The organism is Algibacter luteus (assembly GCF_900141715.1).
Lineage (GTDB): Bacteria > Bacteroidota > Bacteroidia > Flavobacteriales > Flavobacteriaceae > Arenitalea > Arenitalea lutea.
The window spans coordinates 449,871-463,984 of sequence record NZ_FQYK01000002.1 but is presented as its reverse complement, the minus strand read 5'-3'; the positions used below and the strand labels follow the sequence as shown (position 1 = coordinate 463,984).

18 protein-coding genes are annotated in these 14,114 nt (G+C 31.9%); 11 read left to right on the top strand and 7 right to left on the bottom strand.

The genetic code is table 11. From position 1 onward, the window contains the following. Positions 1-13: 13 nt before the first annotated feature. The 4 genes from BUA46_RS05640 (at position 14) to BUA46_RS05625 (ending at position 2,571) form a co-directional block, all read left to right on the top strand. Positions 14-946 carry a peptidylprolyl isomerase gene (locus BUA46_RS05640; RefSeq protein ID WP_019387329.1) on the top strand — a complete coding sequence of 311 codons (933 nt, stop codon included), beginning with the start codon at positions 14-16 and terminating at the stop codon, positions 944-946. A gap of 149 nt (positions 947-1,095) precedes the next feature. After that, positions 1,096-1,518, top strand: a complete 423-nt coding sequence (locus BUA46_RS05635) for a hypothetical protein (RefSeq protein ID WP_019387328.1) — start codon at positions 1,096-1,098, stop codon at positions 1,516-1,518. A 21-nt stretch (positions 1,519-1,539) separates the two neighbouring features. Then, a complete protein-coding gene (locus BUA46_RS05630) occupies positions 1,540-2,085 on the top strand; it encodes a YfiT family bacillithiol transferase (protein WP_019387327.1) in 546 nt (181 codons plus the stop codon). Next, a complete protein-coding gene (locus tag BUA46_RS05625; protein WP_019387326.1) occupies positions 2,086-2,571 on the top strand; it encodes a GNAT family N-acetyltransferase in 486 nt (161 codons plus the stop codon). It abuts the gene before it with no gap. Here the strand turns inward: BUA46_RS05625 and BUA46_RS05620 are convergent. Beyond that, positions 2,568-3,125 (bottom strand): thioredoxin family protein, encoded by a 558-nt coding sequence (locus BUA46_RS05620; RefSeq protein ID WP_019387325.1) that lies wholly within the window; start codon positions 3,123-3,125, stop codon positions 2,568-2,570. The genes BUA46_RS05625 and BUA46_RS05620 overlap by 4 nt on opposite strands. Positions 3,126-3,172: 47 nt before the next feature. On the opposite strand from BUA46_RS05620, the gene BUA46_RS05615 reads away from it, so the two are divergent. The 3 genes from BUA46_RS05615 to BUA46_RS05605 are packed head-to-tail and all read left to right on the top strand — an operon-like array spanning position 3,173 to position 5,445. Further along, the gene (locus BUA46_RS05615; RefSeq protein ID WP_019387324.1) at positions 3,173-3,508 is read left to right on the top strand and encodes a tRNA-binding protein; all 336 of its coding nucleotides are present in this window, start codon (positions 3,173-3,175) and stop codon (positions 3,506-3,508) included. Positions 3,509-3,511: 3 nt separating this feature from the next. After that, positions 3,512-4,417 (top strand): bile acid:sodium symporter family protein, encoded by a 906-nt coding sequence (locus BUA46_RS05610; protein ID WP_019387323.1) that lies wholly within the window; start codon positions 3,512-3,514, stop codon positions 4,415-4,417. Next, complete coding sequence (locus tag BUA46_RS05605; protein WP_143148078.1) at positions 4,414-5,445, top strand: lysophospholipid acyltransferase family protein; 1,032 nt, start codon at positions 4,414-4,416, stop codon at positions 5,443-5,445. The genes BUA46_RS05610 and BUA46_RS05605 overlap by 4 nt, the downstream gene beginning before the upstream one ends. A gap of 51 nt (positions 5,446-5,496) precedes the next feature. On the opposite strand, the gene BUA46_RS05600 is transcribed toward BUA46_RS05605, so the two are convergent. Then, positions 5,497-5,880: a PUR family DNA/RNA-binding protein gene (locus BUA46_RS05600; protein WP_019387321.1), complete on the bottom strand. Its 384-nt coding sequence runs from the start codon at positions 5,878-5,880 to the stop codon at positions 5,497-5,499. A 141-nt stretch (positions 5,881-6,021) separates the two neighbouring features. Next, the gene (locus BUA46_RS05595; protein WP_019387320.1) at positions 6,022-7,785 is read right to left on the bottom strand and encodes an ABC transporter ATP-binding protein; all 1,764 of its coding nucleotides are present in this window, start codon (positions 7,783-7,785) and stop codon (positions 6,022-6,024) included. Between the two features lie 203 nt (positions 7,786-7,988). On the opposite strand from BUA46_RS05595, the gene nusB reads away from it, so the two are divergent. The 4 genes from nusB (at position 7,989) to BUA46_RS05575 (ending at position 10,543) form a co-directional block, all read left to right on the top strand. Further along, positions 7,989-8,936 carry a transcription antitermination factor NusB gene (nusB, locus tag BUA46_RS05590; protein WP_019387319.1) on the top strand — a complete coding sequence of 316 codons (948 nt, stop codon included), beginning with the start codon at positions 7,989-7,991 and terminating at the stop codon, positions 8,934-8,936. 105 nt (positions 8,937-9,041) lie between these two features. Beyond that, on the top strand, positions 9,042-9,515 hold the full coding sequence (locus tag BUA46_RS05585; protein ID WP_019387318.1) for a DUF1573 domain-containing protein: 474 nt from the start codon (positions 9,042-9,044) through the stop codon (positions 9,513-9,515). Positions 9,516-9,526: 11 nt separating this feature from the next. Further along, on the top strand, positions 9,527-9,823 hold the full coding sequence (gene yajC / locus BUA46_RS05580; RefSeq protein ID WP_026010015.1) for a preprotein translocase subunit YajC: 297 nt from the start codon (positions 9,527-9,529) through the stop codon (positions 9,821-9,823). A gap of 285 nt (positions 9,824-10,108) precedes the next feature. Beyond that, positions 10,109-10,543, top strand: coding sequence for a hypothetical protein (locus BUA46_RS05575; protein WP_143148077.1), 435 nt, complete (start codon positions 10,109-10,111; stop codon positions 10,541-10,543). 7 nt (positions 10,544-10,550) lie between these two features. Here BUA46_RS05575 and BUA46_RS05570 read toward each other — a convergent pair whose 3' ends face one another. The 4 genes from BUA46_RS05570 to BUA46_RS05555 all read right to left on the bottom strand — a co-directional run bounded on the left by BUA46_RS05570 (position 10,551) and on the right by BUA46_RS05555 (position 14,085). Then, the gene (locus BUA46_RS05570) at positions 10,551-11,150 is read right to left on the bottom strand and encodes a YdeI/OmpD-associated family protein (protein WP_019387315.1); all 600 of its coding nucleotides are present in this window, start codon (positions 11,148-11,150) and stop codon (positions 10,551-10,553) included. A 31-nt stretch (positions 11,151-11,181) separates the two neighbouring features. Next, positions 11,182-11,751 (bottom strand): pentapeptide repeat-containing protein, encoded by a 570-nt coding sequence (locus BUA46_RS05565; protein WP_019387314.1) that lies wholly within the window; start codon positions 11,749-11,751, stop codon positions 11,182-11,184. A gap of 149 nt (positions 11,752-11,900) precedes the next feature. Then, a complete protein-coding gene (locus tag BUA46_RS05560; protein ID WP_019387313.1) occupies positions 11,901-13,568 on the bottom strand; it encodes a formate--tetrahydrofolate ligase in 1,668 nt (555 codons plus the stop codon). A 154-nt stretch (positions 13,569-13,722) separates the two neighbouring features. Beyond that, positions 13,723-14,085 carry a nuclear transport factor 2 family protein gene (locus tag BUA46_RS05555; protein WP_019387312.1) on the bottom strand — a complete coding sequence of 121 codons (363 nt, stop codon included), beginning with the start codon at positions 14,083-14,085 and terminating at the stop codon, positions 13,723-13,725. Between the last annotated feature and the right edge of the window lie 29 nt (positions 14,086-14,114).

Here is a 14,114-nt window from a genome sequence, read left to right as displayed (position 1 = left end):
AAAAATTAGAATCATGCAAGACGGCTTATACGCAAAATTTAATACAACAAAAGGAGAAATTCTTATTGCTTTAGAATACACAAAAACCCCTGGAACAGTAGGTAACTTTGTGGCTTTAGCAGAAGGAAATCTAGAAAATAAAGTAAAACCTCAAGGCACACCTTACTATGACGGTTTAAAATTTCATAGAGTGATACCGGATTTTATGGTTCAAGGTGGATGCCCACAAGGTTCAGGTGCTGGAAATCCTGGATATCAATTTGATGATGAATTTCACCCAGATTTAAAGCACGACGGACCTGGAGTATTGTCTATGGCAAATGCAGGACCTGGAACTAACGGTAGTCAGTTTTTTATAACTCATATTGAAACACCATGGTTAGATAATAAGCATACCGTTTTTGGAAAAGTAGAGCACGGTCAAGAAGTAGTTGATGCCATCGCACAAGGTGATAAAATTGAAAGTATTGAGATTTTAAGACAAGGAACTGAGGCAGAAGCGTTCAATGCTGTTGAAGCTTTTCGAACTTTTGAAGGCTCAAGAGAAAAAAGATTAGCTGAGGCTAAAGCTGCCGCAGAAGCGGAGCTGGATAAATTAGCAGCAGGTTTTAGTAAAACTGAAAGTGGTTTACGTTACCAAATCATTCAAGAAGGTGCTGGGGTCAAAGCAGAAAAAGGAAAAACAGTTTCTGTACATTACAAAGGTCAATTATCAGACGGAACTGTGTTCGATTCTTCATATAAACGAAATGCACCAATAGATTTTCCACTTGGCGTTGGTCAAGTTATTCCAGGTTGGGATGAAGGTATTCAATTATTAAAAGTAGGTGATAAAGCTAGATTAGTAATACCTAGCAACTTAGCTTATGGAAGTGCAGGAGCAGGTGGCGTAATACCACCAGATGCAACATTAGTATTTGATGTTGAACTTATGGATGTGAAATAATAACATTCTTACAAATACGAATTAAATTAGAATCAATAAATTAAAAACACCCTTTAAGGGTGTTTTTTTATATCGTTTCTTTAACTTTTTTAATTACTATTTGGTCGAATATTATTAATCTAGTAAGTCATTCTGTATATTTTTACGGCATGATTAGTATTGTGAATACAGAATTGTATAAAGATTGCTTAAAAGAGATTAATTATTCCTTTGGAAATGTTTTTATTTTTAAAGAATTTGTAATTTCTCAATTTTGTAGAGGTGAAGTTATAAGTTGGGAAAATCAAATAAAACTTATGGTTGAAGATATTGGGGCATTTTATAATTCGGATGGCTCTGATGTGGTATATATTTCTAATCGAATCAATTCATATTCACTTGTGGCAGCAGATTGGTTGAAGTTTTATAAATCTAACTATAAAGTAAAAGCCTATTGTGTGGTTTCACAAAACAAAGCAGGGTATTTAAATTCTATGATAGAAAAACTATTTTTCAAAAAGGAAATTAGGCATTTTTCTAATTTATATGAAGCTGTAAATTATGTTAAACAAGGCTTGATAGAAATCTCTTAGCAATTGTCTATATTTGTTCTTATGACAGAACAAGAGCTAGAAAGATTAAAGTATCCTATTGGGCAGTTTGATTGCCCTAATAACATTTCAAAACAACATATTGAAAGTTGGATTTCTATTTTAGAGCATTTTCCAAACCGATTAGAAAATTTGGTAATAGACTTATCTAATAACCAACTTGATACTCAATATAGACCGGATGGCTGGACCATTAGGCAGGTGGTTCATCATCTATCCGATAGTCATCATCATAGCTATACACGATTCAAATGGGCCTTAACAGAAGAGAAACCAGTTATTAAAGCTTATTATGAAGAACGATGGGCAGAACTTATGGATTCTAAAACAGCTCCTTTAGAAATGTCTTTAAATCACCTTAAAGCGATTCATTATAAACTAGTGTATTTGTTAAAAACGTTGTCTGAAAATGATCTAAAGAAATGCTTTATTCATCCAGAAACCAATAATGAAGTAGCCCTAGGTTTTAATGTTGGTAATTATGCATGGCATAGTAATCATCATTATGCGCATATTGAAAATTTAATAAAACGTAAAGGCTGGAGTTAAATGATTAGATCTGTCCATATTGATGATGCGTCAGCATTACTGGATATTTACAATTATTATGTATTAAATACTACGGTTAATTTTGATATTGACCCATTATCACTTGAAACATTCACGGATAAAATTAATCATATCGTTTTCGAATACCCTTATATTGTTTATGAAGAGAACAATGAAATTTTAGGGTTTGCATACGGCAGCCGTTTTAGACCACGACCTGCCTATAATTATACCGCAGAATCTACGGTTTACGTCAAGCATACCGCCCATGGGAAGCAAATAGGTTCTAAACTATATGCCGAATTAATAAGACTGTTAAAAGAAACAGATTTGCATACCGTATTAGGAGTTTTAACCGTTCCGAACGAGGCTAGCATAAATCTTCATGAGAAATTCGGATTTGAGCAAGTCGCACACTTAAAAGAAGTTGGGTTGAAATTCGGTGAATGGCAAAATATTGGCATTTGGCAGTTAAAACTACGTTAATGCTTCCATTTAATATTACAACCAATACTTGGTTTTTGTTCAGTTTTATTCTCTTTTCCTTCAATTAAACAATCCAGTGCATGTCTTAAATCCTTACCTGTAAGCGGTATACCATTTCCTGGTCTAGAATCATCCAACTGCCCTCTATAAACTAATTCTAATTTATCATCAAAAACATATAAATCTGGAGTACAAGCGGCATCATATGCTTTAGCTACTTCTTGTGTTTCATCATATAAATATGGAAAAGGGTAATCTTCGTTTTTAGCATGAATTTTCATTTTTTCCGGTGAATCTTGTGGGTAATTAATAGCATCGTTACTAGAAATCGCAACAAAACTGATGCCTTTGTCCGCGTAAGTATTAGCAACTTTAACTAACTCCGAATTAACATGAATTACAAAAGGGCAGTGGTTACATATAAACATAATAACCGTTCCTTTTATTCCTTTTAAATCATCAAGACATAAAACTTTATTTGAAATTGAATCTATAATCGAAAAATTAGGTGCTTTGGTACCTAAAGGAAGCATATTTGAGGGTGTACGTGCCATATTAAAAAGTTTTATTCAAAGTTCGACATTATTTGTATTTTTAAAAAATGAATGAAACAATAACTTTTGATGATTTTACTAAAGTTGATTTAAGGATTGGAACCATAATTGAAGTCAACGATTTTTTAGAAGCTAGAAACCCCGCGTACCAACTGACTATTGATTTTGGCGATTTAGGCATTAAAAAATCTTCAGCTCAAATTACAACATTATACAAAAAAGAAGACTTATTAAACAAGCAAATTGTTGCTGTAGTAAACTTTCCTAAAAAGCAAATTGCAAAATTTATGAGTGAATGTTTAGTGTTGGGCGCTGTTGATGGAAAAGATGTGATTCTCCTTAATCCAGAAGATAAGGTAAAAAACGGTACTTCGGTAAATTAAAATATGCAAGAGTTAGATAATGTTCGAATAAACTTCGATAGTAGCGGATTATGGGTTTTAAATATTGCTCTGGCAGTGGTGATGTTTGGAGTTGCTTTGGGTATCACTCCAAATGATTTTAAACAATTATTCAAACAACCTAAGTTAGTTGTAGTTGGAGTATTATGCCAGTTTGTACTATTGCCACTTGCCACTTTTCTATTAGTTGTTTTACTAAACCCAAAGCCAAGTATAGCTTTGGGGATGTTTATGGTTGCCGCTTGTCCTGGTGGCAATATATCTAATTTCATGACACATTTGGCTAAAGGTAATACGGCACTATCAGTTAGTCTTACTGCTTTTGCAACGTTTTTAGCAGTATTTATGACGCCATTTAATTTTCACTTTTACAGTGAACTCTATCAGCCAACATCTGATATTTTAAAGACTGTGGAATTAAATTCATCAGAGTTAGTAAAATTAGTAACTCTAATATTGGGTATTCCTCTGGTGTTAGGAATGCTTTTCAGATATAAATTTGAAAACCTAGCGCTAAAGCTCTCTAAAATATTAAAACCGTTGTCGATTTTTGTGTTTGCTGCCATTGTTATTGTTGCTTTTTCACAGAATATAGATGTTTTTAATGCTTACATTCATCATGTTTTATTAATAGGAATTGGGCATAATATTCTGGCGTTGGCATTAGGTTTTTTTATTGCGAGAATGTTAGGCTTATCATTAAAAAATCAAAAAACTTTAGCCATTGAAACAGGAATTCAAAACTCAGGATTAGGATTGTTACTCATATTTTCGTTCTTTAACGGACTAGGAGGAATGGCTATTTTAGCGGCATTCTGGGGTATTTGGCATATTATTTCAGGGCTCTTATTAGCCTTTTATTGGTCAGCACAAAAAACAGCGGTAGTTTGAAATTTTTATGGTTAACTTTTGTAAGGGCGTATTTAAGCGTAGGGATGTTTTTCTATTTCAGAAGGATAAAAATTTATGATGTAAAATATGTTCCGAAAAACAAACCTATTTTATTATTAAGTAACCACCAAAATGCACTTTTAGATGCATTAATTATTGCAACAAAATCTGGTAGATTTTCCTATTTTTTAACAAGGGCGGCTGTTTTTAAAAAGCCTCTAATAGCTAAAATTTTGAAAAGTTTACAAATGCTTCCGGTGTATAGAATTAGGGACGGTTGGGGAAACATTAGCAACAATAATGCAATTTTTGAAGCTTGCTCTGAATTATTAACTGAAAATGCGTGCGTTGTTATTTTTCCTGAAGGCAATCATAATTTAAACCGAACGGTTAGACCATTAAGTAAAGGGTTTACAAGAATAGTTTTTGATACTTTAGAAAAGCATCCTAATCTCGATTTACAACTACTTCCTGTTGGTGTTAACTATAGGCACGCTCACAAATTTCCAGATAGTACATCGGTTTATTTCGGCAAGCCAATAGCGGCAACTCAATTTATTTCAGACAACAGAAATAATGATGTTATGGAGTTAAAGGCTAGAATTCATGCTGAAATCACGCAACTAACAACCCATATACCCTCGGAAAGCTATCAGGAAACTTTAAAGCGATTAGAAGACTTAAATTTCGATTTTTTAGATCCTAAAGCTGTTAATGCTTGTATCAAATCGAACTTTGAAAATTATAATATTCAGAAATTTAAGAAAAAGAACATTTTAAGTCGAATTTTAAAATTTCTTTTTATCATCGTGTTTATTGTGCCTTATGTTATTTGGAAATTTGCAGTAAAACCTAAAGTGAAAGAGATTGAGTTTGTTTCTACGTTTAGGTTTGCAGTAGCTATAACTTTAGCACCACTATGGTTAGCTAGCTTATTTGTTGCAATGCTATTGTGTTTTAATATTGTAACGGCATGTTTTGTAATAATTGTCTGTTTAGTTGTGGCTATAGCAGCAGTTAAGTCATAAAAAAACCGCAATGTTTACCATGCGGTTTAAGTATTTTAATTGAATTTGAGATTAAATATCATCAAAATCTATATCTGTAAAGCTTTCAGGTGTTTTTAAGTCTGCTTCAGTAACTCTGGTACCATCATCTTCAACTTCTTTTTTGAAATCTTTTTGATGACGCTCACTTATAACTTCATCTCCTTTTTCATTTACGATATATTCAGTCATTTCAGCTAATATATCTTTAAACTCAGCAAAGTCTTCTTTATAAATATAAATTTTATGTTTTTTGTAATGAAACGACCCGTCGTCATTTGTGAATTTTTTACTTTCTGTGATTGTTAAGTAATAATCTTCAGCTTTCGTAGCTCTAACATCAAAAAAGTAGGTTCTTCGTCCTGCTCTTAAAACTTTTGAAAAAATTTCTTCTTTCTCCATCATACCATTATTCATAATTTAATATTCTAGTTATAGTATCAAAAATCTAAAAAAAATCGATACTAACCAATAAATAATGAATAATCTTTTTAAAATATTGGTTTTTCTTGCATTTAATTGAATAAAAAATGCGTTACCCACTTATAAATTAAACCATTATAAATTGCGTTTTGGTTTTTCACTAAGTTGTTTTAGGTATAAATCTTTGTAATAGCCTTCGTCATTTATTAACGAGTCGTGATTACCTTGTTGTACTATTTTGCCATCGTCTAATACAATAATTTTATTGGCGTTTTTTACTGAAGACACACGATGGCTTACTATGATTGAGGTTTTACCTTTAGTTATTTTGTTGAGGTTGTTTAAAATTTTCTCTTCAGTTTCAGTGTCTACTGCAGATAAGCAATCGTCAAATAATAATATTTTTGGCGACTTTATTATAGCTCTAGCAATAGAAACACGTTGTTTTTGTCCTCCAGATAAGGTGATACCTCGTTCCCCTAAAACGGTATCATAACCCTTATTGAACTTAATAATGTTTTTGTGTACTTGGGCGTTTTTTGCTGCTTCAAAAACCTCTTCATCTGTAGCATCTTCTTTCCCAAATTTTATATTATTTTTTATCGAATCAGAAAACAAAAAGGCATCTTGTGGCACATAACCAATACTGTTGCGTAAATCGGTTAAATTAAGCTGACTTATTTCGGTATCATTTATAATTATAGACCCTTTATCAATATCATAAAGTCTTCCTACCAAATCTAAAACAGTAGATTTCCCTGAACCCGTTTTTCCCAGAACTGCCAAAGTTTCTCCTTCATTTATAGTAAAACTAATATTTTTTAAAGCCTGAATATTGGTGTCGTCGTAGGTGAAGGATACGTTCTTAAATTCAATATCGCCAGTAATTTCAGAATGGGCTTCTGTAGAATTTTTAACTTCTGGACTAATCTTTAAAAACTCATTAATTCGTTTTTGTGATGCTTCAGCTTGCTGCACAATAGAAGTTACCCAACCCACAGTTGCTACAGGCCACGTGAGCATATTAACGTAAATAATAAACTCCGCAATGGTACCAATACTTTCAATTTCGCCATTAATATATTGTAAACCACCAATGTAAATAACCAATAAGTTACTTGTGCCAATAAGTAAAATCATCATGGGAAAAAACCAAGCCTGAACTTTAGTTAAATTGATGTGTTTTGCTTTACTTTCTGCTGCTAGCACCTTAAAATTTACCGATGTTTGTGGTTCAATGCCATAGGCCTTTATAACTGAAATACCACTAAAAGATTCTTGTGTAAATGTTGAAAGCTTCGATAAATATTCTTGTACTATGGTGCTTCGTTTGTGAATTTCTTTACTCAATTTATAAATGATAACCGATAAAATTGGTAACGGAACTATGGTATATAAGGTTAATTTGGGAGAGGCATTAATCATGTAAATAATAACAACCACAAATAATGCAATCGTATTAATACTATACATAAGCGCAGGACCAGCATACATTCTTACTCTTGAAACATCTTCGGTAATGCGGTTCATTAAATCGCCTGTTCTGTTTTTTTTATAAAAGTTTAACGACAGCTTCTGGTATTGGGCATAAATTTCATTCTTTAAATCGTACTCAATATAACGGGACACATTAATAATGGTTTGCCTCATAAAAAAGGTAAGAATTGCAGCAATTAAAGCGGCACCAATAATATACATTATAGCTTCTGCTATTTCTGCTTTAAAAACATCTTTAGTTATAGTCTCATCAAAATACCTTTCAATAGCTACAAATATTTTTTTGACATAACGAGGTGTGTAAAGTAAAAATAAACGCGCTACAACAGTAATGATAGAACCAATGATAAGATGCGTTCTGTATTTGTAAAAGTATTTATTTAAATGCTTTAATTCTTTCATTTGAAGTCTTCCGAATAGGTTAACAAATATAAAGTATAAATGCCAAATTCTAGAGTTTATGCACCAAGCTATTTGTTAAATCTAGCTTAAAGTGTTTCAGTGTAATATTTATAAAATTAGCGTGTTTATTTTAAATATAGTGTTATTTTTGCGGCACTAAAAACAATGAAAACACTTCATCTTTTTAATAAAAGTTCTTTGTAATGATGCTAAATAGAAGACATATACGTGTAAAAGTTATGCAAACCATGTATGCCTTTAAGGGTAGTGAAAGTGATGACTTTAGTAAAGACCAAAAATTTTTACTTTTCAGTATAGATAATATGTACAACTTGTACTTATTATTATTGTCCTTATTAATTGAAGTTCAAAAAAGAGCAGAAAGCGATTTACAAAAGAAACAAAAAAAACACCTTGCCACTAAAGAAGATAAAGATCCAAACAGAAAGTTTGTTAATAACCAATTATTAAAACTTTTAAGGGAAAATAAAACATTACAATCTCAATTTGAAGCGAATAAAATTACCAATTGGGAATTAGATGGTGAATACATCGATATTATTTTTAAAGACATTTTAGCTAGCGATTTATATAAGGACTATATGAAAACTAGAGTGTCTGATTTTAAAGAAGACAAAGACTTTATAGTTGATGTATTTAAAGATATTATTGCGCCAAACGAAAAGCTTTACGAGTATATGGAGGATAAAAATCTGACGTGGTTAGATGATCTTCCAACCGTAAATACGACTATTTTAAAATTGCTTAGAAAAGTTAAGGAAGCTTCGCCAGAGCAATATTTTACTCCAAAATTGTATAAAGATGCAGAAGACAAGGAGTATGCAATTGATTTGTTTAAGAAAACACTTTTAAATCAAACTGCGATTAACGAAGAAATAAGTCAGAAAACAAAAAACTGGGATGCTGATAGAATTGCAACAGTTGATTATGTGTTACTTCAAATGGCGATTTGCGAGATTAAAAGTTTTTCATCTATACCAGTTAAAGTGACTATTAACGAGTATCTTGAAATATCAAAGGAGTATTCAACACCAAAAAGCAGCATATTTATAAATGGTATTTTAGACAAGCTTGTAAAAGAATATGAAGCGTCTGGCGAATTAAAAAAAGTAGGACGAGGTTTAATGTAAGCCACATTCTTATTGTTAGAAGTGTTAAGAAGGATGTAAAAAATTTTTAATCGTTTAAATAATTACTATTTTTGTGCATCTTAAAAAAATTAAAAATTTTCTATTATGAAAAAAATAATATTAGGTCTTAGCGCCATGTGTTTAATAGCATTTACATCTTGTAAAGAGGATGCTACAAAAAAAATTGATGAAACTAATATTGCAGTTGCTGCAGAAAGAGATGCTGTTGCATCTAAGTTTCCAGTAATTGAATTCGATAAAACCGAGCACGATTTTGGTGAAATTGAAGCTAAATCTAAAGTAGAAACTACTTTTAAATATAAAAACACTGGTGATGCACCTTTAGTTATTACAGATATTAAAAGTTCTTGCGGATGTACAGTGCCACAAAACTGGAGTAGAGAACCGTTGATGCCTGGAGATTCAGGAGAATTTACTGTAAACTTTAATGGCAGTGGTTCTAATAAAATATCTAAAACTATAACAGTAACTGCAAATACAGAAAAAGGTTCTGAGGTTGTAAAAATTACAGCGTTTGTAAAACCAGATCCTAACAAAGTGGTTCCAGCTAAAAGCTAAATATAGAAAACATGGGAGAAGGAGGAATTAGTAGTTTATTACCATTTGTATTAATGTTTGTGGTCGTGTATTTCTTTATGATTGCACCACAAATGAAACGTGCAAAAAAAGAAAAGAAATTTGCAGCCGAATTAAAACGTGGTGATCGCGTGATTACAAAAAGCGGATTACACGGTAAAATTGCAGATTTAAATGATAAAGACAACAGTTGTATTATAGAAACTATGGCTGGAAAATTAAAGTTTGATAGATCTGCTATTTCCATGGAAATGAGTACAAAACTTAATACACCTGCTACAGTAAAGTAAATCATAGTTTTATACTATAAATTAAAAAAGCTCCTGATAGGGAGCTTTTTTTTTTGCACTTTACCCAGCTCTTAAAACTTAAATTTCAAATTTTTTTAAGGTTTCAGCTAAATATTATAAAAAAATGTAAAACTGCCATTTTTAAAAGGCATACAGCTATTTATTCTTCATAATTGGATTGGTACTATTTTATCAAAATCGTATAATATATGAGTGTTAAGTTAGGGTAAAAGGTTTTTAAATTGTCTTACTAGTGTATTGTAAGTAATTTAAAATTAATTCATTATGAATTTGTTCCTCTTTATAGTCGGATTTTTGGTTCTTAATTGTTTGGTATTGTTTTTGTTTCAAGAAAAGAGTATCGCAGAAGATGATTCTAATATTTTATTTGAATTATATAATGATAGAACTGCTTTTAATGGTCAGTATAAATACACAAGATGCTTTATGTTACCTTTTAAAAAAAGAATGAATTTTAAAGAAAAAAGAAAGTTTATCGAGTATAAACGTCGACAAGATTTAAATCTTGAAAGAATTCAATTAGAAAATAAACTTAGAATGTTAAACTATATTTCAGATTTTGAAATGTATTTAGATCAAAATAAGATTGATAAAAGTAAGTTTAATAAAATGAGAGCATTTTTAGATTTAAAGGTTTCTACGCAAAGAAGTATATTAGAATCTACAGAACGTATCTCTGGATTATGTGTCAACGAATAAAATAAATCTAGCAGTTTTTATATTTATCATTTAAACCAATGCCTTGCATAATCATTGGAGTAATTTTTTCTAGTCTTGTTTGTTTTGTGGCTTCCCGTTTTGCAGAGTCAATATATTCGCAATACTCGCGCTGCTTGTAGGGCGACAAATTTTTAAATGCTGATTTTAAGTCTTTATTAGAGTTTAATATCAAGTTAAGTTCCTTGGGAATAACAGTTTCTTTTTTGCCTCTTTCCGGTTTAATTTCTTTACCTAGTTTCTGGTTTTCAATTGCTTCTTTTACATATTGTAAAACAATAGTTTTGTCTATTTGCTCTATCGTTTCAAAACGCATTTGTCGTAACGCTTTGGTTTTATTTTCTTGGGCGTTCACTAGTAAATTGTGCTTGTCTTTTAAAAATACACCATTAAAAAACCAAATTCCGAAATGATTCTTAAAAGCGCCTAATCCTAGAACATTTTTGCCATTTACAGTGTAAACAGGTGCGCTCCACTTAACGGTCTCTTCAACTTCTGTGGTTAAAATAATATTTCTCAGCTTACTTAATGCGTCACTAAAGTTTGGATGTTCTTCTACGTATTCTTCAACCGAATAAATCTTTTTCATCTGTTCAGAGTTTTATCATGGATTAAATTAATCACTCAATTTTAATTTTGTATTTATGTAAAAGCCCTTCAACCGTAAATAATGAAAAACGAGCGCCACTTAAATTGTTTTTTTCAGGATCTATTGAAAAGTTTTTAGCACTCCTAAAATCTACATTATTTAAATTTGCGTTCAAGAACGTACTGTTAAGTAAATCGCAATGATTAAAAACAGCAGAATTCAAATGACAATCTCTAAAATCTACACCTTGGATTTTACAATTTTCAAAAACTGTTTTTGCTAATTTTTTGTTATTAAACGACGCGTGATTAAGTTGGCAATTTTTAAAATTAAGTTCAAGAGCAAAATCGCTACATTTTTCAAAATCAATACCCAGCATTTTACAATCTTTAAAATGCACATTTTGTAAACCTGTGTCTGAAACTATAATCGAGCTCAAATTACAATCGTGAAATTCGCAATCAATAAATTGGCTATTCGACAAGTCGCTATTCTGAAAATCGCAATTTATAAATTTACATAACTCATAATCACCTTTTTCAAATTCATATTTTGAAAAGATTTTGTTTTCAAAAGTTTGCTCTTCTATAAAATTCTGCATGTTTCAATTAATGGGTTTAAGTGTAAATATAATTAATATGAGCTTAAGACAAGAATCTAAAAATCTGTCTAAAACCCGAATCAATCGTACTTTGCTTTTTTGTAAACTTAAGTTGAAATCTTAATTAGTTTCATTCAACAATAGAAGATTTAAAATAACCCACTTATTTCACCAGCTTCGTTAATATCAATATCTTCTGATGATGGATGCGCTGGTAGACCAGGCATACGCATAATATCACCTGTTATTGGAATTAAAAAACCAGCACCAGCAGCTATTTCAATTTCACGCACAGTGATGATAAAGTCTTTAGGTCTGCCCAGTAATTTAGGATTATCTGATAATGATTTTTGCGTTTTGGCGATGCAAATAGGTAAGTGGTTCAGACCTAAATGGGCTATTTTTTCCAATTGCACTTTTGCTTTATAGTTATAATCCACATGTTCAGCACCGTAAATTTCGGTGGCAATTGTAGCTATTTTTTCTTTAACACCAGACTTCCAGTCGTATAATGGCTTAAAATCCGATTTGTTTTCTTCCACAATTTCAATCACCTGTTTTGCTAAATCTAAAGCGCCTTCACCACCTTTTTTCCAAACATTTGATAAGGCAACTCGAATGCCTTTGCGTTTAGCAAATGCCATGATGAATTCAATTTCAGCATCGGTATCCGATTCAAATTTATTAATCGCAATCACGGGCGCAACACCAAACTTACCAATGTTTTCAAGATGCTTTTCAAGGTTTGGAATTCCTTTTTCTAAAGCTTCTAAATTTTCTTCAGTTAATGATTTTAAATTGGCACCACCATGATATTTTAAGGCGCGTATAGTGGTGGTTAATACCACTGCTTTAGGCTTTAAACCCGCACTTTGGCATTTAATATCAAAGAATTTCTCTGCACCCAAATCAAAACCAAAACCAGCTTCGGTAACCGTATATTCGGAATGCGACATACCCATTAACGTTGCAATAACCGAGTTGGTACCTTGCGCAATATTCGCAAATGGGCCACCATGAATAATTGCTGGGTTGCCCTCAATAGTTTGCACCAAATTTGGTTTTATAGCATCCTTTAAAAGCACGGTCATGGCACCTTCGGCTTTTAAATCTCTTGCGTAAATGGGTGTTTTGTTAAAAGTATACCCAATAAAAATATTACCCAATCGAGTTTTTAAATCCATTAAATTTTCAGCTAAACAAAGAATTGCCATAATTTCAGAAGCCGCTGTAATATCAAACCCTGTTTCTCTTGGCACTCCAGAAGTTGTGCCACCTAAACCAACAATTATACGTCTTAATGCTCTATCGTTTAAATCTACAACACGTTTCCAACTTATCGTTCTGGGGTCTATATGTAACGAGTTGGTTTTACTTTGTATATTATTATCAATAAGGGCAGCTAATAAGTTATGTGCTTTCTCAATTGCCGAAAAATCACCTGTAAAATGCAAGTTAATATCTTCCATTGGTAAAACTTGCGAGTAACCGCCACCAGTAGCACCACCTTTAATTCCAAATACAGGACCTAACGAGGGTTCCCTTAAAACCACTGTTGTTTTTTTATTTAAACGGTTTAAACCTTCGGATAAACCAATAGACATAGTTGTTTTACCCTCTCCAGCTGGTGTTGGCGAAATAGCCGATACTAATATAAGATGACTCCTATCAGCCTTCTTTTTATCAATATAACGCAACGGAATTTTTGCTTTATAATTCCCATACATTTCGATAGAATCAGCTGGAACTCCAAATTTTTTGGCAATGTCAATTATGGGTTTCAGAGTTACTGTTTTAGCAATTTGTAAATCAGTCATAAAGCAAGAATTTAGTTTGTAGAAAAATTAACGCTTTTAAAAGTATAAAATTTAGGAGATTAAAATCGTGATTTTTATCATAGTACAAACCTGTCAATTAAAAAGCAAAAACCCCAATAAAAATTGGGGTTTTGTAAAATTTAAAAAAAGGAACTTACATGGTATAAAAAAACTGCTCATTTACAATTTTACCATCGTTAACTTCAAACACGCATACTTCATCCAATTGCTGGCGACCACGGTCTTTAAACGTCACGTCATAACTCATTTTACTCGTAAAATGGTTACCAGCCACCACGGGATCTGTTATTTCGCCGCCATGAAACTCAACCACATTATCCAGCCATTGTTTACTTTTGTTCCACACATTTTGTTTACCTGTTATAACTTCGCCATAAGGTACCCCAGGCATTTCTTTGCTCGTTACATTATCGCCATAAAGTGCTTCAATACATTCCATATTTTTGCCCTCGCGACACATCTGTACCCACTTATTTGCTACCTCTTTTGTATTCATAATTTTAGTTTGTTTTTGTTCATTAATAA